Below are 20,649 nucleotides of genomic sequence, written 5' to 3'. Positions count from 1 at the left end.
ACAACCGCACTAGGCCGGCGGCAGCACTTTCCCCGGATTCAAGATCCCATCCGGATCCAGCGCAGCCTTGATCGCGCGCATCGCTGCCAGCGTCGGTGCGCTGAAGGCCTGGGTCATGAAATCGCGCTTGGCCACGCCAATACCGTGCTCGCCGGAGAGCGTGCCTTCCAGCGACAGCACCAGCGCGAAGACGCGCGGTAATGCCGCATGCGCGCGCGCGTTTTCATCGGCATCGTCCGGGTCGTACATGATGTTGACGTGCAGGTTGCCGTTGCCGGCATGGCCGAAGGCGACGATCGGCAGAGCGAATTCCGCCGCCAGCGCTTCCACGCCTGCAACCAACTCCGGGATGCGCGACACCGGCACCACCACGTCTTCGTTGATCTTGCCGGGCTTGATGGTGCGCAATGCGGGCGACAACGCACGGCGCGCCGCCCACAGTTTGTCGCGCGCGCTGCCATCGGCGGCGATGTCCAGGCTGAGCACGCCCTCGCCATCGGCGGCATCGTGCAAGGCCTGCAATGCGTAAGGCAGCGTGTCGTGATTGCCATCGGCTTCGATCAACAACATCGCGCCAGCCTCGGGCACGTCGCTGCCATTGCGGCGCAGTAACGCGATCGCACTGGCATCCATGAATTCCAGCATCGTCGGCGTGGTGGGTTGCGCCATCAGCCGCGATACCGCGGCCGCAGCGCTGGCGGCATCCCGGTACAACGCGCGCAGCCCGGCTTGCGCAACTGCACGCGGGGTCAGCTTCAAGGTCGCTTCGACGATGATCGCCAGCGTGCCCTCGCTGCCGACCAGTAGATGGGTGAGGTCGTAGCCGGTGGAATTTTTGGTGTACGCACCGCCGCAGCGAATGACATCGCCGGTGCCGGTCACCGCCACCAGGCCGAGCACGTTGTCGCGGGTGGCGCCGTACTTCACCGCGCGCGGTCCGCCGGCGTTGGTGGATAAATTTCCGCCGATGCTGCAGATCTCCGCGCTGGACGGATCCGGCGGCCAGAACAACCCATGCGGCTGCAAGGCCTGCTGTAGATCGCCATTGAGCACGCCAGGCTGCACCACGGCGCAGCGGTCTTCCGGGCGCAGTGCCACGATGCGATTCATGCGCGCCATCGATACCACCACACCGCCGGAGAACGGCACCGCCGCGCCGGTGGTGCCGGTGCCCGCGCCGCGCGCCACGATCGGCACGCCATGCCCGCGGCATGCTTGCACGATCGCCACCACGTCGTCGGTATCGCGCGGCAGCGCCACCGCGGCGGGCAATGCCCAGCGACGCGAATCGTCTTCGCCATAACGGCGGCGCGCATCGTCGGCAGTCAACCAGCCATCGGGTCCAAGCCGCGCGGCCAACAGCTCGGCTAGCGCGGTGGGAAGTACATCGGTCATTGCGGGTGATCCTGTGGTGCCGCGCGCTGGATACATCTGAATCCCAGCGCTGCGACGGTGAGCGGCAGCCAGACCCAACGCAGCTCGGAGAGCAGCGTGTTCAAGCCGCGCGCATTGAAAAACCCGTTGGCGAACGGCGAGACGCGAATCGGCCGCCACGGCGCGAACCAGCGCGTTTCGCTCCACGGCCAGGCCAACGCCACGCCGAGCCCGCCGGAGGTCATCGCATCCAGGATCGGGTGCGATGCGGTGCAGACAAACAGCCACACCGCTGCCTGCACGACATCCGCACGCAGGCTGCGATGTGCTGCCGCGCCGAGCAGTGCGATGACGCTGGCGAACAACAACGAATGGCTGGCACCGCGGTGACCAAACGCATCGGCATACGGAACGTGCAAGGCAAACGCCAGCACATCCGCATCGGGCAGCATCGCCGCCATGATGCCGGCACCGAGCAAACGCGGCGAAATGCGTCCGCGTTCACTGGCATACCAAAGTGCCAGCGGCACTGCGGCGTGGGTCATGATGGTTGGCATCGAACGTCGTTAGTCGCGCTTCTGAAGCATCAGCAATCGTCGGCGCGGAAGGCGTCGCGGATCCAGTGCAGCACCGGCGGTTCGCCGCTGGCTTCGACTACGTCGAAGCGACACGGCAGCGCTGCCAGTGCAGGGTGAGAGACAAGAAACAATTGCGCCGCCAATACCAGCTTGCGGCGTTTGCGCACATCCACCGAAGCCGCGCCGCCGCCGAAGCGGGTGTCGCTGCGGTAACGCACTTCCACGAAGACCAGCGCCGGCCCGTCGCGCATCACCAGATCCAGTTCGCCGCCGCGGTAGTTGGCATTGCTGACCACCAGACGCAAGCCGGCCTGCTCCAACATCACGCGTGCGGCCGCTTCCACTGCCGCACCGCGTTGCTGGCGCGCTGCCGGCATGACTTAGCGACCGTCGGCGATCGGCACCGGGCGGCCACCGTTGAAGGTGGACCATGCCGGCGTGCGCAGCACATTGCCGAAGCCGTCCAGATGCAAGGTGCCGGTGGCGCCGCGCAGGCCGCCGTCGGTGCCGGTGGCGAGCTTTTCCAGGTATGCGCTGATCTTCCAGGCGTCGTAGCCGAACGCGAACAGACGTGCGGCCGGGCCGCGTGCGCTGGGCAGGGTGCTGGCGACCTGGCTGGCCGCCGGCAGGCCGGAGACGCCGAGTGCGGTCCAGGTTTCGCTGGGGTAGATGATGCCGTCCAGTGCCAGGTCGTCTTCGACCTTGCCGGTGCCGGCCACCAGCTGCGAGGTGCCCACGCGCGACTTGCCGGCAAACCCGCTCAAGGCCAGCTGCGGCGCCAGCGCGCGCGCGGTGTTGCCGCGCACCGCCAGGAACACCGCATCGGCAGTGCCGTAGTTGCGCAGCTGCGCACCGATGTCGCCCGGTGCATCGGCCACGCTGATGCTGCCGGCGACCTTGCCACCGCGTTCGGTGAAGCGGTCGCGGAAGGCCTTGATGGTGCGCTTGCCGTTGTCGTCGCCGGTGCCCACGATCAGCACATTGCGACGTTCGCGCGAGAGCAGATATTCGGCGGCCATGATGCCGTCGTCTTCCGGTGCCAGCGAGAAGCCTGCGCTGCCAGCAGGCGGCGCCTTGTTGTCGGTGGGGCGGTTGAGCGCCAGCACCGGCACGGCAAGCTGGCCGCGCGCGAACAATGCGCTGACTTCGTCGCGACCCAGCGGGCCGACCACGTAATCGACACCGGCGCCCACGGCTTTGTCGTAGGCGGCGTTGGCACCGGCGGCAGTGCCGGCGGTGTCGAAGAACTGCACCTCCGGGCGGCGGCGGGTTTCGGCGTAGTAGCCAGCCAACAGCCCATCACGCACCGGCGCGGCGGCGGTGGCCAGATTGCCGGTGAGCGGCAGCAGCACGGCGAGCTTGACCGGCGGGCGGTAACCGTCGCGCTCGGCCGGCGGACGCTTGCTGGTGTCGAAGCCCCATTGCGCATCGCGATCGAATGCGCGCGGCAACGCCAGGCCGCGGCTGATCAACGCGCGGCCGGCAAAGTTGTACAGCGGGTCGCCGGCCGGTAGCGCGGCGGTGCGGCCCTTGAGCGTGGCATCGTCCAGCGCCGCCAGCAGACGCACGATGGCGCGCTGGTTGTCGCTGTGCGGCGTGCCGGTCAGGCTGGCATCGGCGCGGGCCCGGTCGGCGGCGGCGCCGAACAGGTCGCCGGTGGCTTCCAGTGCGGCGGCGCGTGCCACCAGCCAGCGCGTTTGCAGCGGCTGGGTCAGCCCCTGCGGGCTGTCGCCCAGCGCCTGCAGCGCCTGCTCGGCCTGCTTGTCGATCACCGCCAGCTCGCCGGTGAGCAGCCCGAAGCGTGCGCGCTCTTCTCCGCTCAGATGGCGCGCGTTGACCTGCGCCAGCAGCGTGCGTGCACGGGCGTCATCGCCGGCGTCGTGCCAGCCGAACGCGGCCGCGGCCAGCAGACGGCTGCGCTGCGCACCGCTGGCACCGGCGGCTTCGGCTTCCAGCTGCTGCGCCGCTTCGCGCGGCTTGCCCTGGTCCAGCAACGCCAACGCCGCGCTCTGCGTCGGCGAGGCAGTCTGGGTGACGCTGCTGGTGGCGCAACCGGCCGCCAGCATGACCAGCAACCACAGGGCGGAGATCCTTGCAACACGCTTGTTCATTTCAGATCCATTGGACAGGGGCCGCCAGGGCGGTCCGTTGAAAACCGCTACGATTCTACCCTTTGCCCCCGGAAGACCGCTGATGATGTCCCCTGGAACCCTGCACGTGGTCGCCACGCCGATCGGCAACCTGGCCGACCTGTCGCCGCGCGCGCAGGAGGTGTTGCGTGGCGTGGCCGCGATCTGCGCCGAAGACACCCGCCACACCCGCCAATTGCTCAGCCATTTCGGCATCGACCGCCCGCTGTTGGCCCTGCACGACCACAACGAAGAGGCGATGTCCGAGCGCATCGTGGCGCGCCTGCGCGAGGGCGAGTCGCTGGCCATCGTCAGCGACGCCGGCACCCCGCTGGTCAGCGACCCCGGCTTCAAGCTGGTGCGCGCTGCCCGCGCGGCCGGCATCAAGGTCAGCCCGGTGCCGGGCGCCTGCGCGGCGATTGCCGCGCTCAGCGTGGCTGGTCTGCCCAGCGACCGCTTCAGTTTCGAAGGATTTCTGCCGGCCAAGAGCGCTGCGCGCCGGGAGCGCCTGGCGCACTTGGCTGGTGAGACCCGCACCCTGGTGTTTTACGAATCCTCGCACCGCATCGTCGACTCGCTGGCCGATCTGCGTTTCGCCTTTGGCGACGACCGCCCGGCCGTGATCGCCCGCGAGCTGACCAAACTGTTCGAAACCGTGCTCGACGGCAGCCTGGCCGAGTTGCAGGCCAAGGTCGAAGCCGACGACAACCAGCGCAAGGGCGAGTTCGTGGTGATGGTGCAGGGCGCCGCCGACGCCGCCGAAGGCCAACTCGCCGAAGGCCGCCGCGTCTACGCCAAACTCGCCGAGCACCTGCCGCCGTCCACCGCCGCCAAGCTGGCCGCCGAGCTGACCGGTGCGCCGCGCAAGGCGTTGTATGGCGGCTAGGGTGGTCGTCGCGAGCGCGCTGTAATCGGCGATGACGCTTTTTCGGTAAGGCTGTCGCGCCCGGGTGCGCTCCTACGGTCAATGGCACGTTGGAAACGCTGCGCCGTTCTGGCTTGTGGCGATAGCGTAGAATGCGCCCCGGCGGAGTCGGCCAGACAGTCGCGTCACTCGCAAGAGTGCCGAGGAAAGTCCGGGCTCCATAGGGCAAGGTGCCAGGTAACGCCTGGGCGGCGCAAGCCGACGGAAAGTGCAACAGAGAGATACCGCCGAACGGTCTCGCAAGAGGCGCGTGGTAAGGGTGAAATGGTGCGGTAAGAGCGCACCGCGAGTCCGGTAACGGACCGGCACGGCAAACCCCACCTGGAGCAAGACCAAATAGGGATCCATTGGCGTGGCCCGCGCTGGATCCGGGTAGGTTGCTTGAGCGCTGCGGTGACGTAGCGCCTAGACGAATGACTGTCCACGACAGAACCCGGCTTATCGGCCGGCTCCGCCGCCTCTTTTGGGCGTAGGCCCAAAAAGGCGCCCACGCTTCGTACCGCCTGCGGCAGTACAAAACGCGGGCCCCGCTCCGGGCATGCCAGAACCCCGCGGCTGTCGCCGCTGCCTTCTTTGGGCGTTCGCCCCAAGAAGACACCCACGTTTCGTACCGCCTGCGGCAGTACAAAACGCGGGTCCCGCTCCGTGGCATGCCAGAACCCCGCGGCTGTCGCCGCGCTCCCTTGACTCAAGGGGGCTTGCAGTTAGGTGGTTGGTCGAGGCGCTTGCGCGATGCGCTCGCTTGCCCCAATTGCGGAATGATTAGTCGAGTGAGTGGTTGAATGGCGCGCCCAGGGCTTTGATGGGCATGCCAGAGCCTCGCGGCTGTATCGCTGCCTTCTTTGGGCGTTCGCCCCAAGAAGACACCCTCGCTTCGTACCGCCTGCGGCGGTACAACGCGCGGGTCCCGCTCCGGGCATGCCAGAACCCCGCGGCTGTCGCCGCGCCCCCTTGACTCAAGGGGGCTTGCAGTTAGGTGGTTGGTCGAGGCGCTTGCGCGATGCGCTCGCTTGCCCGTATTGGCGAGATGGCTAGCCGAAGGAGCGGGTGAACAGCTCGTCCAGGGCGTCGATGATGGTCTGGGCTTGGTCCTTGAGGGAGCCGGCAGGGTTGTTGAGCACTGCGAGCGGCACCGAGGTCATTTCCAGGGGTTGCAGGATGACGCGTTGCCTGGCGACGGTGAGTTCTGGGGTGAAGCGGGACGGGGTCGGGGAGTGCTTGGATTTGATCACCAGGGGCACGACGACGCGGCGGGGGGAGGCGTCGAAGATCTTCGACTGGACCACGACCACGTAGGGGATGTTCTTGTTCTGTCCGACGTTTGCGTAGACATCGAACTGGTCGGTCATAAGGTGGAGAACTCGTCGGCGAAGGAGCCGTGCGTGTCGGTGAAGGTCTTCCATTCGCTCGCAGCGCGCTGCAACTCCATCGCTCTGGCGATATGGCTGTCGCGCTCTTTGGTGACGTAGTCAGCCAGCAGTTCTTCGACCTTTGCCGACAGGTTGCCGGTCATCGCCCGTGCCTGTGCGGCCAGGTCCGAGTTGATGGTCAGGTTTAGCGGTTTCTTTTGCGCGGAACTGTCGTAGTAACGGCTCATGGGCAGCCTCCTGTCGTTCATGCGCACGCTATGCGCATGATTGCGCAGTGTCAACGCGTACCGAAGATGTCCAGACGTGTTTCGCCCTGGAATGTTCCACCGGGGCCGAAGCGGCGTTCGTGGATGAAGCCACTGCCTGCATGATCCACCGCCACGATGGTGCTGGCGCGGGTGCCGTAGCTCTGGCCGGCGATGAAGGCGGCCGAGAGCAGGCGTTCGGTGGGCAGATCGACGCCGGTGTGAGGCAGGGCATCGTCGGGAGCGACGGCGGCGTTACCCAGGGCGGTCCACAGCGGTTGCAGGTCCTCGCTGCCTGTGGCGCACCAGTCATGCAAGACCGCAGTTAGCGCAGCGGTCTTGGGCCAGGGCGCGTCCAGCGGGCCGTTGGACATCCCATGGATGCCGGGAGCCAGCGCGCGTGCCAGCGGTGGGTGATTGCTGAGGTGTTCGCAGCGTTCGGCGTCGCACAGCAGCAGGTTGAACGGTGGGAACGCGTGTCCGTCCGCGGCCAGTTCCTGGGCATAGGCAGTAGCGTCGGAACTGCCGGATAGATAGTCGGCAATCAGATGACCGCGCGAGCGTCCGGACGTGGTGGCCATCGGGTCGCGCACGTTGGTGACCACGGCGACTCGGCCGTCGCTGCCCAGTCCGACCCAACTTCCGCCAGAGCGCAGGTCGCGCCCGGCCAGCACGTTATTGGCAGGCGCTGCCCAGCGCGCAAGCGGTGCGGTGGGGCGTTCGTGGAATTCATCGCGGTTGCCTGCCAGTAGCAGGCGCCAGCGCGGGTGGGTTTTCCAGGCAAGAGCGACTAAGCACATGTCGCCAAGTGTGGCGCGTTTGCGCAGCCATGCGGTGCAGCTGGCGCAGTGTGAAGTGAGACGCGGGTCGTGTTTACACAGCCTTCACGCCCCTGAATTTTTGTTCAATCTCAAAATCTGAGACGAAACAGCAACTTGTGGATAAGCTTTGAACAAGTCTCTAAAGAGTGCTGCAACTCATTGATGCGACTGGCGATTTGCGACCTTGAAAACTGTTGACAACCTTTGGCGCACTGCTAAGGTGGGCATCGGAGGGAAAACCAGGTGTTTTGTGGTTTTTCGTGGTTCAATGATCCCCCAGCGGGTATTCGAGGTTGCATTCGGTGTTTCAGGGCGAGACTGCCATCACGGTGGACGACAAGGGGCGCATGGCGGTACCTACCGCGTATCGCGACCTGGTCACGCGTGTGAGCGGCAACCGCCTGGTGCTCACCTACAACCCGTTCGAAGCCGGTTGCCTGTGGCTGTATGCGGAAAAGGAGTGGGAGCGGGTGCGCGACGATGTGATGTCCAAGCCCAACACCCAGCGCGTGGTCCGCACGCTGCAGCAAAAACTGGTGGGTTCCTCCGCCGTGCTGGAGCTGGACGCCAATGGCCGTCTGAGCATTCCGGCTAGCCACCGCAACGCGGTCGGCATCGAGAAGAAAGCCGTGCTGCTTGGCATGGGCGACAAATTCGAACTCTGGAGCGAGCAGGCACATCGCGCACTGATCCAGCAGACATTGTCTGACGGGGATCTGGGCGATGAATTGCTCGATCTCAGGTTGTGAGCCGGGGTGCCCGGATGCGCGGTGAAGCGCAGCCCGGTCACCCGGTGTCGCAGCCGCCGGCGGCCCATGTGCCGGTGCTGTACACGCAGGTTCTGGATGGCCTGCAGGTGACCGAAGGCGGAACCTATCTCGATGGCACGTTCGGGCGTGGCGGACACGCACGCGGCGTGCTGGAACACCTTGGCCCGGGAGGTCGACTGCTGGTGATGGACAAGGACCCTGAAGCGATCGCGGCGGCCGAACAGACGTTCGGCGGCGATGCGCGCGTGTCCATCCATCGCGGCAGTTTCGCCGGACTCGGTCAGGTGGTCGCCGCTGCGACCGTCGACGGCATCCTGCTGGACCTGGGCGTGTCCTCGCCGCAGCTGGACGTGGCCGGCCGCGGTTTCAGTTTCGGCAAGGACGGCCCGCTGGACATGCGCATGGATCCGGACGCCGGACAGAGCGCGGCCGAGTGGCTGGCGCATGCCAGCGACCGCGAGATCGCCGATGTGTTGTGGACCTATGGCGAAGAACGCCAGAGCCGCCGCATCGCACGGGCCATCGTGGCGCGCCGCACCGAGCAGCCGTTGTTGCGCACCGCGCAGCTGGCCGACTTGATCGCCTCGGTGATGCCGCGCGGCGACAGCAAGACCCATCCGGCCACGCGCAGCTTTCAGGCCATCCGCATCCACATCAACCGCGAGTTGGCCGATCTGGAAGCCGGGCTGGATGCCGCGCTGGGCGCGCTCAAGCCAGGTGGCCGGCTGGCGGTGATCAGCTTCCACTCGCTGGAAGACCGCATCGTCAAGCAGTTCATGGCCCGCTACGCCAAGGCCCCGCCGAGCAACCGCCGCCTGCCCGAAGCGCAGCCGTTCGTGCCGACGCTGCAGCTGGTGACAGGCGCAGTCAAGGCCGACTTCGACGAGTTGAGCGTCAACCCGCGTGCGCGCAGCGCAGTACTGCGGGTGGCCGAGAAGCTGGGAATGGGGAATGGGGAATCGGGAATGGAAACGCGCGCCACGCGAATCCCGAATCCCGACTCCCCAATCCCGGCGCCTCAAGGAGACGCCCAATGAGCCGCCTGCTGCTGATCGTGCTGCTCGCCTGCAGCATCGCCTCGGCGATCGGGGTGGTGTACATGCGCCACATGCACCGCAAGCTGTTCGTGCAGTTGTCCAAGCTCGAACACGCGCGCGATGAATTGAATATCGAATTCGGCCGGCTGCAGCTGGAGCAGGCCACCTGGGCGGAAAGCAATCGTGTCGATCAGGTCGCGCGTGCGCGCATCGGGATGAAGTTTCCGGAGACCAACGACATCGTGGTGGTGCGCCCATGACGAAGTCGCACAACAGCCTTTTTGAACGTCGCAGCCGCCCGCAGGGTGGCGCACATACAGATGCGTCCATGACAAAACGGCAGGACAGCCGTTTTGCACGGCGCAGCCGCCCGCAGGGTGGCGCACACGGAGGTGCGCCATGAAAGCCGGCCGCAACCGCCCCCGTAGCAACTTCAACCTGCGCGGCCGGCTGACTCTGGTCGGCATCGCGTTGGGTTTGTGTTCGGTGACGTTGATCGGGCGCGCTGCATTCGTGCAGCTGGTCAATCGCGATTTCTATCAGCGCCAGGGCGAAGCGCGCTATCTGCGTGAGCTGCCGATCGCTACTTCGCGCGGCATGATCACCGACCGCAATGGCGAGCCGTTGGCCGTGTCCACGCCGGTGGAATCGATCTGGGTCAATCCGCAGGAACTGCTGCGCAACCCCGACCGCATTCCCGAGTTGGCCAAGGCGCTCGGCCAGCCGCTGGACGAGTTGAACGCCAAGCTGGCGCAAAAAGCCGGCAAGGAATTCATGTACCTGCAGCGCCGGATCAACCCGGACAAGGCGCATGCGATCGTCGAGTTGAAGATTCCGGGCGTGTTTTCGCAACGCGAGTTCCGTCGCTTCTATCCGCAAGGCGAAGCGATGGCCCACGTGCTGGGCTTCACCAATATCGACGACCGCGGCCAGGAAGGGCTGGAGCTGGCCTTCGACGAATGGCTGCGCGGCAAGCCCGGCTCCAAGAAGGTGGTGCGCGATGCGCGCGGCGCCATCGTGGAGAGCGTGGATCTGGTGCGTCCGGCACAACCGGGCAAAGATCTGACGCTGAGCATCGACCGCCGCATCCAGTTCCTGGCCTACAAGGAACTGCGCAACGCGTTGGTCGAAAACAATGCCGCTGGCGGGTCGATGGTGGTGATGGATGTGGCCACCGGCGAAGTGCTGGCGATGGTGAATCTGCCGACCTACAACCCCAACTCGGTGACCGGCATCAATCCGTCGGCACGACGTAATCGCGCCGTCACCGATCTGGTCGAGCCGGGCTCGACGATGAAGCCGCTGACCGTGGCCACCGCGCTGACTGCTGGTGTGGTGACCAAGGACACCGTCATCGATACCAACCCCGGCTATATGTCGGTGGGGCGCTTCACCATTCGCGATGTGCCGCGCAACAACGGCGTACTCAACGTCACCGGCGTGATCACCCGCAGCTCCAATATCGGTGCGGCCAAGATCGCGGCCAAGGTGCCGGACCAGGCGTTCTATCAGTCGATCCGCAACTTCGGTTACGGCAGTGCGCCGCATAGCGGTTTTCCGGGCGAATCGGCCGGTGTGGTGCTGCAGCCGGCGCGCTGGAGCGGCCCGTCCAAGACCACGATGTCGTACGGCTACGGCCTGTCGGTGACGCCGCTGCAGATTGCGCAGGCGTACGCCACGCTGGGTAACGGCGGCAAGCTGACGCCGCCGACCTTCGTGCGTGGCCAGCACAACGAGACCCGTCAGGTGATCACCCCCGAGGTGGCGCGACAGGTCATCGACATGATGGAGACGGTGGTGACTCAGGGCGGCGCCAAGGGCGCGGCGATCCTGGGCTATCACGTGGCTGGCAAGACCGGTACCGCGCGCAAGAACGGCGCCAATGGTTACGAGCGCGGGCATTACAACGCGCTGTTTGCCGGTCTGGTGCCGGCCACGCGCCCGCGTTTTGCCACCGTCATCGTGATCAACGATCCGCAGGGCAAGGTGTATTACGGCGGCCTGGTGTCGGCACCGGTGTTCCACAAGGTGATGGAAGGTGCGCTGCGGTTGATGGACGTGCCGCCGGATGACATCCAGTCGTGGCTGGCCGCGCAGGCCGCTGGCAAGACCGGCCAACCGATCGTCAAGCCGCAACCAGCCGATCTGGATCCGGCGCTGGTACCGGACCCGGTGGATGAAGTGTCGGCCGGCATTCCGACCGCGATCGCACCGCCGCCCGCGCCTGCACAGCCTGCGCCGTTGCAGGAGAGCCGTCAGTGACTCGCGCCATGCCGCTGTCGCAGCTGCTGCCGGACCTGACGCTTGCGCGCGATGTGCAGGTGTCCGGCCTGGTGATGGACAGCCGTGCAGTGCGCGCAGGCGATGCGTTCGTGGCGATCGCCGGCTTCGGCGCGCATGGGCTTGGCTTTGCCGAGCAGGCGCGCGCCAATGGTGCGGTAGCGGTGTTGTTCGAGCCGCCAGCGCCTGCCGATCTGCCGGCGCCTGCCGATGCGATCGCCGTGCCCGGCTTGCGTGCGCGGCTTGGCAGCATGGCCGACCAGTTTCATGGTCATCCGTCGCGCACGTTGCGGATGGTTGGCGTCACCGGCACCAACGGCAAGACCTCCACCGTGCAGCTGCTGGCGCAGGCGCTGACCTTGCTCGGCACGCCCACTGGCACGCTCGGTACGCTGGGCGTCGGCCTGTATGGCAGCGCCGTTCCGACCGGTTTCACCACGCCGCTGGTGCTGCCCACGCATGCGTTGCTGGCACAGCTGCGCGATGAAGGCGCGCAAGCCGCAGCGATGGAAGTCAGCTCGCACGCGCTCGATCAGGGCCGCGTGGATGCGGTGCATTTCGACGTGGCGGTGTTCACCAATCTCACTCGCGATCATCTCGATTATCACGGCGATATGGCGCAATACGGCGCGGCCAAGGCCAAGCTGTTCACGCGCGCCGGCTTGCAGGCTGCGGTGGTGAATCTGGACGACGCATTCGGCCGCACGCTGTTCGCCTCGCTCGATCCTGCGCTGCGCGCGATCGGTGTGAGTTCGCGCGGGCAGGCTGGCGCTACGGTGCGCGCCGACGCACTGCAGCTGGATCACAACGGCATCAGCTTCGCGCTGCGGATCGATGCCAGCGTCCACGCCGTGCATTCGCCATTGCTGGGTCGCTTCAACGTGGACAACCTGCTGGCGGTCGCCGGTGCCTTGCACGCGCTGGACCATGCGCCGGCGCAGATCGCCCAGGTGCTGGGCCAGTTGCAGCCGATCCACGGCCGCATGAATCGTCTCGGCGGCGCGCATGGCGCACCGCTGGTAGTGGTCGATTACGCACACACGCCCGACGCGCTGGAACAGGCACTGGCCAGCCTGCGCTCGCATGCGCAGGACCGGCTGATCTGCGTGTTCGGCTGCGGCGGCGAACGCGACACCGGCAAGCGTCCGCAAATGGCCGCCATTGCCGAACTCAATGCCGATGTGGCGATCGTCACCGACGACAACCCGCGCGGCGAAGACGGCGATGTCATCGTTGCCGATATCGTGCGCGGCTTTGCGCGCCCGGATGCAGCCATCGTGCAGCGCGACCGCGCCGCTGCGATCCATCAGGCCATCAGCATGGCCAGCGCGTCGGATATCGTGCTGATCGCCGGCAAAGGCCACGAGCCGTACCAGGAAGTGGCTGGCGTGCAGCATGCCTTCGACGATGCAGTGGTGGCGGCGCAGGCCTTGCTGCCGCGCACCGTGCTGGGAGTGCGCGCATGAAGCTCACCCCGCTGTCGTTGATCGCGCATTGGGCAGGCGGCGAGCTGCACGGCGACGATGCCATGATCGATGCGGTCGGCAACGACACGCGCACGCTGTCCAACGGCAGCCTGTATGTGGCGCTGCGCGGCGAGCGGTTCGATGGGCACGACTTCGCTGCCGATGCGCTCGCGCAGGGCGCCAGCGGTTTGCTGGTGGATCGTTTGTTGCCCACGCTGAGCGTGCCGCAGGTGCTGGTGCACAACACCGAGCTGGCGCTGGCGCGGATTGCTGCCGGCATGCAGCGCGATCGCGCCACCCGCGTGATCGCGTTGACCGGGTCCAACGGCAAGACCAGCGTCAAGGCGCTGCTGCTGTCGATCCTGACCGAAGCAGGGCGTGTCGATGGCACCACGGTCTATGCCACGCCAGGCAATCGCAATAACGAGATCGGCTTGCCGCTGGCAGTGATCGCCGCGCCGGACGATGCAGATGTTGCCATCTATGAAATGGGTGCCGGCAAGCCGGGCGATATCGCCTACCTCACCGACATCGCGCGGCCGCATGTTGCGCTGGTCAACAACATCGCGCCGGCGCACCTGGAGCGCCTGGGCAGCCTGCTCGGCGTTGCACAGACCAAGGGCGCGATCTATGCCGCGCTGCCGTCCGATGGCGTGGCGGTGATCAATGCCGACGATGCTTTCGGCGCCTGGTTCGAGCAGCAACTGCACGCGCAGCCCGTGCAGGGCCGTCGCGTGTTGCGTTATGGCCTGCAGGCCAGCGCCGATATCACCGCACGTCAACTGCGACTGCAGGCCGACGGCGCGCAGTTCACGCTGGTAACCCCTCAGGGCGAGGCGCAGATTGCGCTGCCATTGCCGGGCCGCCACAACGTGCTCAACGCATTGGCTGCGACCGGCTTGGCACTGGGCGCCGGGATCGCGCTGCCGATCATCGCCGCTGGCCTGGCGCAGGCGCGCCCGGTGGCTGGCCGGCAGATCGCCCATCGCTTGCCCGGTGGCGCGGTGTTGATCGACGACAGTTACAACGCCAACCCTGGCTCGCTGGATGCGGCCATCGATGCACTGGCTGCCGCGCCGGGCGATGGCTGGCTGGTGCTGGGCGACATGCGCGAACTCGGCGCCGACGCCGCGGCACTGCATGCCGCTGCCGGACGTCGCGCACGCGCGGCCAAGTTGCAGCGTCTATACGCGTTGGGCGAGCTCAGCGCCGCTGCCGCGCAGGCGTTCGGCGAGGGCGGCCGCGTGTTTGCCACACATGCCGCCTTGGCGACGGCATTGCAGGCGGATCTGGCGCAGGTCGCCGGTTCGCAGACTCAAACGCAGGAATCTTCTTTGATGCACGAACACACTGGTGCGGCGGCGCAGGCTGTCGCCACCCCCGCGCAACTTCCGCCCACGCTGCTGGTAAAAGGCTCCCGCGGCAGCGCCATGGACCGCATCGTCGCCGCGCTGCTCGCACCGTCGGAGGATGCCTCCCATGCTGCTTGAGCTGGCGCGTTGGCTACAGCAACTGGAGAGCCTGTTCGGGCTGTTCAACTATCTGACCTTCCGCGGCATTCTGGCGGCGTTGACGTCGTTGTTCCTGTCTTTGTGGATGGGCCCTGCAGTGATCCGCAAGCTGGCCCAGTTCAAGGGCGGCCAGCCGATCCGCCAGGACGGCCCGCAGACGCATTTCTCCAAGGCCGGCACGCCGACCATGGGCGGCTCGCTGATCCTGCTCACCGTCACCTTGTCGGTGCTGCTGTGGGGCGACTTGCGCAACCGTTATGTGTGGTTGGTGTTGGCGGTGATGCTCTGCTTCGGTGCGATCGGCTGGTACGACGACTGGATCAAGATCGTACGTCGCGATCCCAATGGCCTGAAGTCGCGTTGGAAGTATCTGTTGCAGTCCATCTTCGGCCTGGCCGCCGGCCTGTTCCTGTTCTACACCGCCGACGTACCGGCGGCGATCACCTTCTACATTCCGATGTTCAAGTCGATCGCGCTGCCGCTGGCCGGCGTGAGCTTCGTGGTGATCGCTTATTTCTGGATCGTCGGTTTCTCTAACGCGGTGAACCTCACCGACGGTCTGGATGGTCTGGCGATCATGCCGACCGTGCTGGTGGCCTGCGCGCTGGGCGTATTTGCATATGCCTCGGGTAACGTGGTGTTTGCCGAATACCTGAAAATCCCGCTGATTCCGGGCGCCGGCGAGCTGATCATCATCTGTTCGGCGATTGCCGGGGCAGGGCTGGGCTTTCTGTGGTTCAACACCTACCCGGCCATGGTGTTCATGGGCGACATCGGCGCGCTGTCGCTGGGCGCGGTGCTGGGCACCATCGCGGTGATCGTGCGCCAGGAAATGGTGCTGGTGATCATGGGCGGCGTGTTCGTCATCGAAACGCTGTCGGTGATGATCCAGGTCGCCAGCTTCAAGCTCACCGGCAAGCGCGTGTTCCGCATGGCGCCGATCCACCACCACTTCGAACTCAAGGGTTGGCCGGAGCCGCGCGTGATCGTGCGCTTCTGGATTATTTCGGTGGTGCTGGTGCTGATCGGCCTTGCCACGTTGAAGGTGCGCTGATGAACGACATGTCCCGCCAGGCCACACGACTGGACGCCATCGGCGGCCGCTACGACCCGTGGCTGCTCGGCGCGGCGGCCACGCTCGCGTCGCTGGGCGTTGTGATGGTGGCGTCCAGTTCGATCGAGCTGTCCGACAATCCGTTTTATTACCTGACCCGCCATCTGCTGTTTCTGGGCATCGGCGTGGGCCTGGCGTTCTGGGCGATGCGCACCGAGCTCAAGACCATCGAGCAATACAACCAGGTATTGCTGCTGGCCTGCTTCGGTCTGTTGATGGTGGTGTTCGTGCCCGGCCTGGGCAGCAGCGTCAACGGCGCCAAGCGCTGGATCAACCTGGGTGTGTCGAAATTCCAGACCGTGGAAGCGGTCAAGGTGCTCTACATCGTTTGGCTGTCCAGCTACCTGGTGCGCTTTCGCGATGAGGTCAATGCGACCTGGCCCGCGATGCTCAAGCCGCTAGGCGTGGCGATCGCATTGGTGGGGCTGTTGCTGATGCAGCCGGACTTCGGCTCGTCCACGCTGCTGCTGGCGATCACTGCCGGCATGTTGGTGCTGGGCGGGGTGAACCTGCCGCGCATGTCGATGCCCATCGTGTTCGGCCTGCCGGTGTTCGCCTTCATCGCGATTCTGGAGCCGTACCGCCTGCGTCGCATCACCTCGTTCCTGGATCCGTGGGCCGATCAGCTGGGCTCCGGCTATCAGTTGTCGAACGCGTTGATGGCGGTCGGCCGCGGCCAATGGACCGGCGCAGGGCTGGGTGCCTCGGTGCAGAAGCTCAACTATCTGCCCGAAGCGCATACCGACTTCATCTTTTCGGTGATTGCCGAAGAGCTGGGCTTTGTCGGCGTCTGCGGTGTGATCTCGCTATATGCACTGTTGGTCGGCCGCGCGTTCTGGCTGGGCATGCGCTGCGTTGAAATGAAGCGCCATTTCTCCGGCTACATCGCCTTCGGTATCGGTCTGTGGATCAGCCTGCAGAGCTTCGTGTCGGTGGGTGTGAATCTGGGCATTTTGCCAACCAAGGGCCTGACCCTGCCGTTGATTTCCTCCGGTGGTTCGTCGGTGCTGATGACCTGCGTGGCGATGGGCTTGCTGCTGCGCGTGTCCTATGAAATGGATCGTGCCGAGCGCCTGCGCAGCAAGTTGTCGCCGCAGGGTGCGGGTGCGCCGTCGGCTGAGCCGGCCGAGCCGGTGGTCGAGTCGGTGCCGCCTGCATATGCAGCGGGACGCAAGCCGCAGCGCGAGACCGCTGCAGCGCCTGCACCGGTAGCAGCGACGTCAGCTGCAGCACCCTCGGTGGCGCCGGCATCGGCCATCCTGCGTGGCACCAGTCGCATGCAGCCGCGTGTGGAACCGACCTTCGGGAGGATTGCATGAGTGTTTATGCGAATCCCGCGCAACAGCCCGCATATCCATCTGCGGGCGGTCGACCTGTCATGATTTTGGCTGGCGGCACCGGCGGGCATATTTTCCCGGGTCTGGCAGTGGCCAAGGTGCTGCGCGCACGTGGCGTGCCGGTGACCTGGCTGGGCGCCGACGGCGCAATGGAAACGCGGCTGGTGCCGCAGCACGATATCCAGATCGACACGCTGGCCATCAGTGGCCTGCGCGGCAAGGGCGTGATCAAGTTGCTCGGCGCACCGGTGCGGGTGATGCGTGCAGTGCGCGCTGCCGGCTTTGTGTTGCGCAAGCGACAGCCGCGCGCGGTGGTCAGCTTCGGCGGCTTTGCGGCTGGCCCCGGTGGCTTGGCTGCACGTCTGCTCGGCGTGCCCTTGCTCGTGCACGAACAGAATCGCGCGCCTGGCATGACCAATAAGGTGTTGTCGCGTTTTGCGCGCCGCGTACTGACCGGTTTCCCCGGCAGCTTTGCTGGCGAAGAAGCGGTGGGTAATCCGGTGCGCGCAGAAATCGCCGCGCTTCCTGTGCCGTCCACGCGCTTGGTCGGGCGGGGTGGCCCCGTACGCGTGTTGGTGCTCGGCGGCAGCCAGGGCGCACGCGCATTGAATCAAGCTGTGCCGTCGGCACTGGCCGCGCTCGGGCATCCGGATGTCGAAGTGCGCCATCAGTGTGGCGAAAAGCTGCGCGCCGAAGCCGAGGCTTCCTACGCGCAGGCTGCGGTACAGGCGAGCGTTGAACCGTTCATTGCCGACATGGCCGCCGCCTACGCCTGGGCCGATCTGGTGGTGTGCCGCGCCGGCGCCTCCACCCTGGCCGAGCTGTGCGCCGCCGGTGTCGGCAGCGTGCTGGTGCCCTTTGCCGCCGCTGTCGACGATCACCAGACCCGCAATGCCGAATACCTGGTCGGCGCCGACGCCGCCGTGCTGCTCAAGCAGGACGACACCTTGCCCGTGCGCCTGCAGCAGGTCTTGCAGACCCTGCTCACCGACCCCGCGCGCCGCCTGTCGATGGCGCAAGCCGCCCGCACTCTGGCCAAGCCGGATGCCGCCGAGCGCATTGCCGACATCATTCTGCAAGAGGCCGGGAGTGGTGAGTCGGGATTGGGGGATAGGAAGAGCTCAGATCAACCGCAGGAATACACCTCAATGCACGCAGACAAGCGCACCGACCAGGCGTCCGTCGCCGTTGGTGCTTCGCTTCACACGATTCCCGATTCCCGATTCCCGATTCGCATTTCCTCAGGAGGTGCCCAGTGATCCGCCGTCTGCAGGACAGTGGCGATCTGGTCCGCGCATTTCCGCGCGTGCACTTCGTCGGCATCGGCGGCACCGGCATGAGCGGCATTGCCGAGGTCATGCTGACGCTGGGCTATGAAGTCTCCGGCTCGGACAACGCCGACAATGCGGCCACCCGCCGCCTGGCCAAGCTCGGCGCGCGCGTGATGCGCGGCCACTCGGCCGCCAACGTGCTCGGTACCGATTGCGTGGTGGTGTCCAGCGCGATCCGCGAAGACAACCCCGAGCTGATGGAAGCGCGCAGCCAGCGCATTCCGATCATGCCGCGCGCGGCGATGCTGGCCGAATTGATGCGCTTCCGTCGCGGCATTGCAGTCGCCGGCACGCATGGCAAGACCACCACCACCAGCCTGGCTGCGGCCGTGCTGAGCGAAGGTGGCCTTGACCCGACCTTCGTCATCGGCGGGCAACTGTTGGCGGCCGGCGCCAATGCCAAGCTCGGCGGCGGCCAGTGGCTGGTGGCCGAAGCCGATGAAAGCGATGGCAGCTTCCTGCGTCTGAATCCGTTGATGGCGGTGATTACCAACATCGACTCGGATCACCTGGAAAACTACGGCAACGATTTCTCGCGCATCCAGGCGGCATTCGCAGAATTCCTGCAGCGCCTGCCGTTCTATGGCCTGGCCCTGCTGTGTATCGACGACCCGGAAGTGGCCGCACTGGCCGGCAAAACGCCGCGACACGTGATGAGCTACGGAATGAGCGAGAACGCCGATGTACGCGCCGAAGATGTGGTGCAGGACGGCCCGCGTATGCGCTTCACCCTGCGTCTGCCCGAAGGCACCACCACGCCGGTGACGCTGGCCTTGCCGGGCCGTCACAACGTGCTCAATGCACTGGCCGCTGCCGCGATCGGTTGGCAGCTGGGCGTGGAGCCGCAGACCATTGCGCGTGCGCTGGAAAATTTTGCGGGCATCGGCCGGCGTTTCAACGATCTGGGCGAAGTCACCACCAGCACCGGTGCGCGCGTGCGGGTGGTCGACGATTACGGCCACCACCCGCGCGAGCTGGAAGCGGTGTTCGCCGCCGCCCGCGGTGGCTGGCCGGACAAGCGCCTGGTCGTCGCATTCCAGCCACATCGTTACAGCCGTACCCGCGATCAGTTCGACGCATTCGCCGCCGTGCTTAGCACCGTCGATGCCTTGGTGTTGAGCGAAGTCTATCCGGCCGGCGAAGCGCCGATTCCCGGTGCCGACTCGCGTGCCCTGGCGCGTGCCATCCGTGCGCGCGGCCGTAGCGAGCCGGTCGTGGTTGGTCAGATTGCCGGCCTGGCCGAAGTGTTGCCGGACGTGCTGCAGGACGGCGATCTGCTGTTGATGATGGGTGCCGGCGACATCGGTTATGTGGCGCAGCACATCATCAATCACGGTTTTGTTGGAGAGCAGGCATGAGCGCGGTGATCGCCGCTGCACGCAGCAACGATCCGGCAGCGTTCGGGCGCGTCGCCGTGCTGCTTGGCGGTACCTCGTCCGAGCGCGAAGTGTCGTTGAATTCCGGCAGCAACGTGCTGGACGCGCTGCGCGCGCGTGGTGTCGATGCGCAGCCGGTCGACGGCATTCCTGCACTGGCGCAAGCACTGGTCGCGCAGCGCTTCGACCGCGTGTTCAACGTATTGCATGGCCACAACGGCGGCGGCGAAGACGGCATCGTGCAGGGTTTGATGGAAGCCTTTGGCATCCCGTACACCGGCTCAAACGTGCTCGGCTCGGCGTTGAGCATGGACAAGATCCGCACCAAGCAGGTGTGGTTGTCGCTGGATCTGCCGACGCCGCGTTACGCGCGCCTGGCCGCCGGCGCCAGCGCAGACCAGATCCACGCCGCTGCACGACAGATCGGCTTGCCAGTGATCGTCAAGCCGGCCAACGAAGGCTCCAGCGTCGGTATCAGCCGCGTGTTCGATCAGGCCCAGCTCGAAGAAGCGGTGCTGCTCGCTGCACGCTACGACGGCGCGCTGTTGATGGAGCAACTGATCGAAGGCGACGAGCTCACCGTGGCCGTGCTCGGCGAGACCGCGCTGCCGTCGATCCGCATCGTGCCCAAGGGCCAGTGGTACGACTACAACGCCAAGTACGTGGCCGACGACACCCAGTACCTGTGCCCGGGTCTGGAAGGCGATGCCGAAGCGCAGATCGGTCAGCTGGCACTGAACGCCTTCCGCGCTGCCGGCGCACGCGGCTGGGGCCGCGTTGATGTCATGCGTGATCGCAGCAGCGGCCAGCTGTATCTGCTCGAAGTGAACACCGCTCCGGGCATGACCAGCCACTCGCTGGTCCCCAAGGCCGCGCGTCAGCTCGGCATCGATTTCGAAGAGCTGGTCTGGCGCGTGCTGGAGCAGACGCTATGACGCCGGGAATGGGGAATCGGAAATCGGGAATCGGTAACAGCGGCCGCGTT

At 66.2% G+C, this 20,649-nt stretch carries 19 protein-coding genes and 1 other RNA gene; 13 read left to right on the top strand and 7 right to left on the bottom strand.

Annotation, left to right across the window (positions count from 1 at the left end):
- Positions 1 to 9: 9 nt before the first annotated feature.
- Genes VC212_RS09070 through VC212_RS09055 form a run of 4 tightly spaced genes read right to left on the bottom strand, consistent with a single transcriptional unit; the run spans position 10 to position 4,063 of the window.
- Positions 10 to 1,395, bottom strand: a complete 1,386-nt coding sequence (locus tag VC212_RS09070; RefSeq protein WP_323515548.1) for an FAD-linked oxidase C-terminal domain-containing protein — start codon at positions 1,393 to 1,395, stop codon at positions 10 to 12.
- Complete coding sequence (locus tag VC212_RS09065) at positions 1,392 to 1,931, bottom strand: metal-dependent hydrolase (protein ID WP_323515547.1); 540 nt, start codon at positions 1,929 to 1,931, stop codon at positions 1,392 to 1,394. Before VC212_RS09065 ends, VC212_RS09070 begins: the two co-directional genes overlap by 4 nt.
- A gap of 29 nt (positions 1,932 to 1,960) precedes the next feature.
- On the bottom strand, positions 1,961 to 2,329 hold the full coding sequence (locus VC212_RS09060; RefSeq protein ID WP_323515545.1) for a YraN family protein: 369 nt from the start codon (positions 2,327 to 2,329) through the stop codon (positions 1,961 to 1,963).
- Positions 2,330 to 2,332: 3 nt separating this feature from the next.
- A complete protein-coding gene (locus tag VC212_RS09055; RefSeq protein WP_323515543.1) occupies positions 2,333 to 4,063 on the bottom strand; it encodes a penicillin-binding protein activator in 1,731 nt (576 codons plus the stop codon).
- Between the two features lie 82 nt (positions 4,064 to 4,145).
- Between VC212_RS09055 and rsmI the strand changes: the two genes are divergently transcribed.
- Together rsmI and rnpB are read left to right on the top strand one after the other, a co-directional pair.
- Entirely contained in the window at positions 4,146 to 4,967 is an 822-nt protein-coding gene (gene rsmI / locus VC212_RS09050; protein ID WP_055850904.1) for a 16S rRNA (cytidine(1402)-2'-O)-methyltransferase, read from the top strand.
- A gap of 143 nt (positions 4,968 to 5,110) precedes the next feature.
- Positions 5,111 to 5,463, top strand: an RNA gene (gene rnpB, locus VC212_RS09045) — RNase P RNA component class A.
- Positions 5,464 to 6,037: 574 nt separating this feature from the next.
- On the opposite strand, the gene VC212_RS09040 is transcribed toward rnpB, so the two are convergent.
- From VC212_RS09040 to VC212_RS09030, 3 genes are read right to left on the bottom strand one after another with little or no spacing between them, the layout of a single operon-like run.
- Entirely contained in the window at positions 6,038 to 6,355 is a 318-nt protein-coding gene (locus tag VC212_RS09040) for a CcdB family protein (RefSeq protein ID WP_323515541.1), read from the bottom strand.
- Complete coding sequence (locus VC212_RS09035) at positions 6,352 to 6,603, bottom strand: type II toxin-antitoxin system CcdA family antitoxin (RefSeq protein ID WP_323515539.1); 252 nt, start codon at positions 6,601 to 6,603, stop codon at positions 6,352 to 6,354. The genes VC212_RS09040 and VC212_RS09035 overlap by 4 nt, the downstream gene beginning before the upstream one ends.
- 50 nt (positions 6,604 to 6,653) lie before the next feature.
- The gene (locus tag VC212_RS09030) at positions 6,654 to 7,421 is read right to left on the bottom strand and encodes an NRDE family protein (protein ID WP_323515538.1); all 768 of its coding nucleotides are present in this window, start codon (positions 7,419 to 7,421) and stop codon (positions 6,654 to 6,656) included.
- A gap of 314 nt (positions 7,422 to 7,735) precedes the next feature.
- Here VC212_RS09030 and mraZ point away from each other — a divergent pair, with 314 nt between their 5' ends.
- From mraZ to VC212_RS08975, 11 genes are all read left to right on the top strand, one after another.
- Entirely contained in the window at positions 7,736 to 8,191 is a 456-nt protein-coding gene (gene mraZ / locus VC212_RS09025) for a division/cell wall cluster transcriptional repressor MraZ (RefSeq protein ID WP_010367651.1), read from the top strand.
- Positions 8,192 to 8,205: 14 nt separating this feature from the next.
- The gene (rsmH, locus tag VC212_RS09020) at positions 8,206 to 9,249 is read left to right on the top strand and encodes a 16S rRNA (cytosine(1402)-N(4))-methyltransferase RsmH (protein ID WP_323515537.1); all 1,044 of its coding nucleotides are present in this window, start codon (positions 8,206 to 8,208) and stop codon (positions 9,247 to 9,249) included.
- Positions 9,246 to 9,509 (top strand): cell division protein FtsL, encoded by a 264-nt coding sequence (gene ftsL / locus VC212_RS09015; RefSeq protein WP_055850917.1) that lies wholly within the window; start codon positions 9,246 to 9,248, stop codon positions 9,507 to 9,509. The genes rsmH and ftsL overlap by 4 nt, the downstream gene beginning before the upstream one ends.
- A 139-nt stretch (positions 9,510 to 9,648) precedes the next feature.
- A complete protein-coding gene (locus VC212_RS09010) occupies positions 9,649 to 11,511 on the top strand; it encodes a penicillin-binding protein 2 (protein WP_323515536.1) in 1,863 nt (620 codons plus the stop codon).
- Between the two features lie 8 nt (positions 11,512 to 11,519).
- Entirely contained in the window at positions 11,520 to 12,995 is a 1,476-nt protein-coding gene (locus VC212_RS09005; RefSeq protein WP_323515556.1) for a UDP-N-acetylmuramoyl-L-alanyl-D-glutamate--2,6-diaminopimelate ligase, read from the top strand.
- Positions 12,992 to 14,485 (top strand): UDP-N-acetylmuramoyl-tripeptide--D-alanyl-D-alanine ligase, encoded by a 1,494-nt coding sequence (gene murF / locus VC212_RS09000; RefSeq protein ID WP_323515535.1) that lies wholly within the window; start codon positions 12,992 to 12,994, stop codon positions 14,483 to 14,485. The genes VC212_RS09005 and murF overlap by 4 nt, the downstream gene beginning before the upstream one ends.
- Positions 14,475 to 15,560, top strand: coding sequence for a phospho-N-acetylmuramoyl-pentapeptide-transferase (mraY, locus tag VC212_RS08995; protein WP_055850927.1), 1,086 nt, complete (start codon positions 14,475 to 14,477; stop codon positions 15,558 to 15,560). Before murF ends, mraY begins: the two co-directional genes overlap by 11 nt.
- Positions 15,560 to 16,939 carry a putative lipid II flippase FtsW gene (ftsW, locus tag VC212_RS08990; protein ID WP_115527106.1) on the top strand — a complete coding sequence of 460 codons (1,380 nt, stop codon included), beginning with the start codon at positions 15,560 to 15,562 and terminating at the stop codon, positions 16,937 to 16,939. Before mraY ends, ftsW begins: the two co-directional genes overlap by 1 nt.
- Complete coding sequence (gene murG, locus VC212_RS08985) at positions 16,936 to 18,216, top strand: undecaprenyldiphospho-muramoylpentapeptide beta-N-acetylglucosaminyltransferase (RefSeq protein ID WP_323515534.1); 1,281 nt, start codon at positions 16,936 to 16,938, stop codon at positions 18,214 to 18,216. The genes ftsW and murG overlap by 4 nt, the downstream gene beginning before the upstream one ends.
- Entirely contained in the window at positions 18,213 to 19,646 is a 1,434-nt protein-coding gene (murC, locus tag VC212_RS08980) for a UDP-N-acetylmuramate--L-alanine ligase (protein WP_055850935.1), read from the top strand. The genes murG and murC overlap by 4 nt, the downstream gene beginning before the upstream one ends.
- Positions 19,643 to 20,599 carry a D-alanine--D-alanine ligase gene (locus tag VC212_RS08975; RefSeq protein ID WP_323515532.1) on the top strand — a complete coding sequence of 319 codons (957 nt, stop codon included), beginning with the start codon at positions 19,643 to 19,645 and terminating at the stop codon, positions 20,597 to 20,599. The genes murC and VC212_RS08975 overlap by 4 nt, the downstream gene beginning before the upstream one ends.
- Positions 20,600 to 20,649: the final 50 nt, after the last annotated feature.

The organism is Xanthomonas sp. WHRI 8932A (genome assembly GCF_035012785.1).
Classification (GTDB): domain Bacteria; phylum Pseudomonadota; class Gammaproteobacteria; order Xanthomonadales; family Xanthomonadaceae; genus Xanthomonas.
The sequence above is the reverse complement of the archived record's forward strand: the minus strand, read 5'-3'. Positions and strand labels throughout refer to the sequence as shown.

Excerpts from the sequence above, each read along its gene's own strand:
- VC212_RS09005 (WP_323515556.1), top strand. The coding sequence starts at position 11,520 with ATGCCGCTGTCGCAGCTGCTGCCGGACCTGACGCTTGCGCGCGATGTG.
- VC212_RS09060 (WP_323515545.1), bottom strand. The coding sequence starts at position 2,329 with ATGCCGGCAGCGCGCCAGCAACGCGGTGCGGCAGTGGAAGCGGCCGCA.
- ftsW (WP_115527106.1), top strand. The coding sequence starts at position 15,560 with ATGAACGACATGTCCCGCCAGGCCACACGACTGGACGCCATCGGCGGC.
- murG (WP_323515534.1), top strand. The coding sequence starts at position 16,936 with ATGAGTGTTTATGCGAATCCCGCGCAACAGCCCGCATATCCATCTGCG.
- VC212_RS09010 (WP_323515536.1), top strand. The coding sequence starts at position 9,649 with ATGAAAGCCGGCCGCAACCGCCCCCGTAGCAACTTCAACCTGCGCGGC.
- VC212_RS09040 (WP_323515541.1), bottom strand. The coding sequence starts at position 6,355 with ATGACCGACCAGTTCGATGTCTACGCAAACGTCGGACAGAACAAGAAC.
- VC212_RS09070 (WP_323515548.1), bottom strand. The coding sequence starts at position 1,395 with ATGACCGATGTACTTCCCACCGCGCTAGCCGAGCTGTTGGCCGCGCGG.
- VC212_RS08975 (WP_323515532.1), top strand. The coding sequence starts at position 19,643 with ATGAGCGCGGTGATCGCCGCTGCACGCAGCAACGATCCGGCAGCGTTC.
- ftsL (WP_055850917.1), top strand. The coding sequence starts at position 9,246 with ATGAGCCGCCTGCTGCTGATCGTGCTGCTCGCCTGCAGCATCGCCTCG.
- mraY (WP_055850927.1), top strand. The coding sequence starts at position 14,475 with ATGCTGCTTGAGCTGGCGCGTTGGCTACAGCAACTGGAGAGCCTGTTC.
- rsmH (WP_323515537.1), top strand. The coding sequence starts at position 8,206 with ATGCGCGGTGAAGCGCAGCCCGGTCACCCGGTGTCGCAGCCGCCGGCG.
- VC212_RS09030 (WP_323515538.1), bottom strand. The coding sequence starts at position 7,421 with ATGTGCTTAGTCGCTCTTGCCTGGAAAACCCACCCGCGCTGGCGCCTG.
- VC212_RS09055 (WP_323515543.1), bottom strand. The coding sequence starts at position 4,063 with ATGAACAAGCGTGTTGCAAGGATCTCCGCCCTGTGGTTGCTGGTCATG.
- VC212_RS09065 (WP_323515547.1), bottom strand. The coding sequence starts at position 1,931 with ATGCCAACCATCATGACCCACGCCGCAGTGCCGCTGGCACTTTGGTAT.
- rsmI (WP_055850904.1), top strand. The coding sequence starts at position 4,146 with ATGATGTCCCCTGGAACCCTGCACGTGGTCGCCACGCCGATCGGCAAC.
- murF (WP_323515535.1), top strand. The coding sequence starts at position 12,992 with ATGAAGCTCACCCCGCTGTCGTTGATCGCGCATTGGGCAGGCGGCGAG.
- VC212_RS09035 (WP_323515539.1), bottom strand. The coding sequence starts at position 6,603 with ATGAGCCGTTACTACGACAGTTCCGCGCAAAAGAAACCGCTAAACCTG.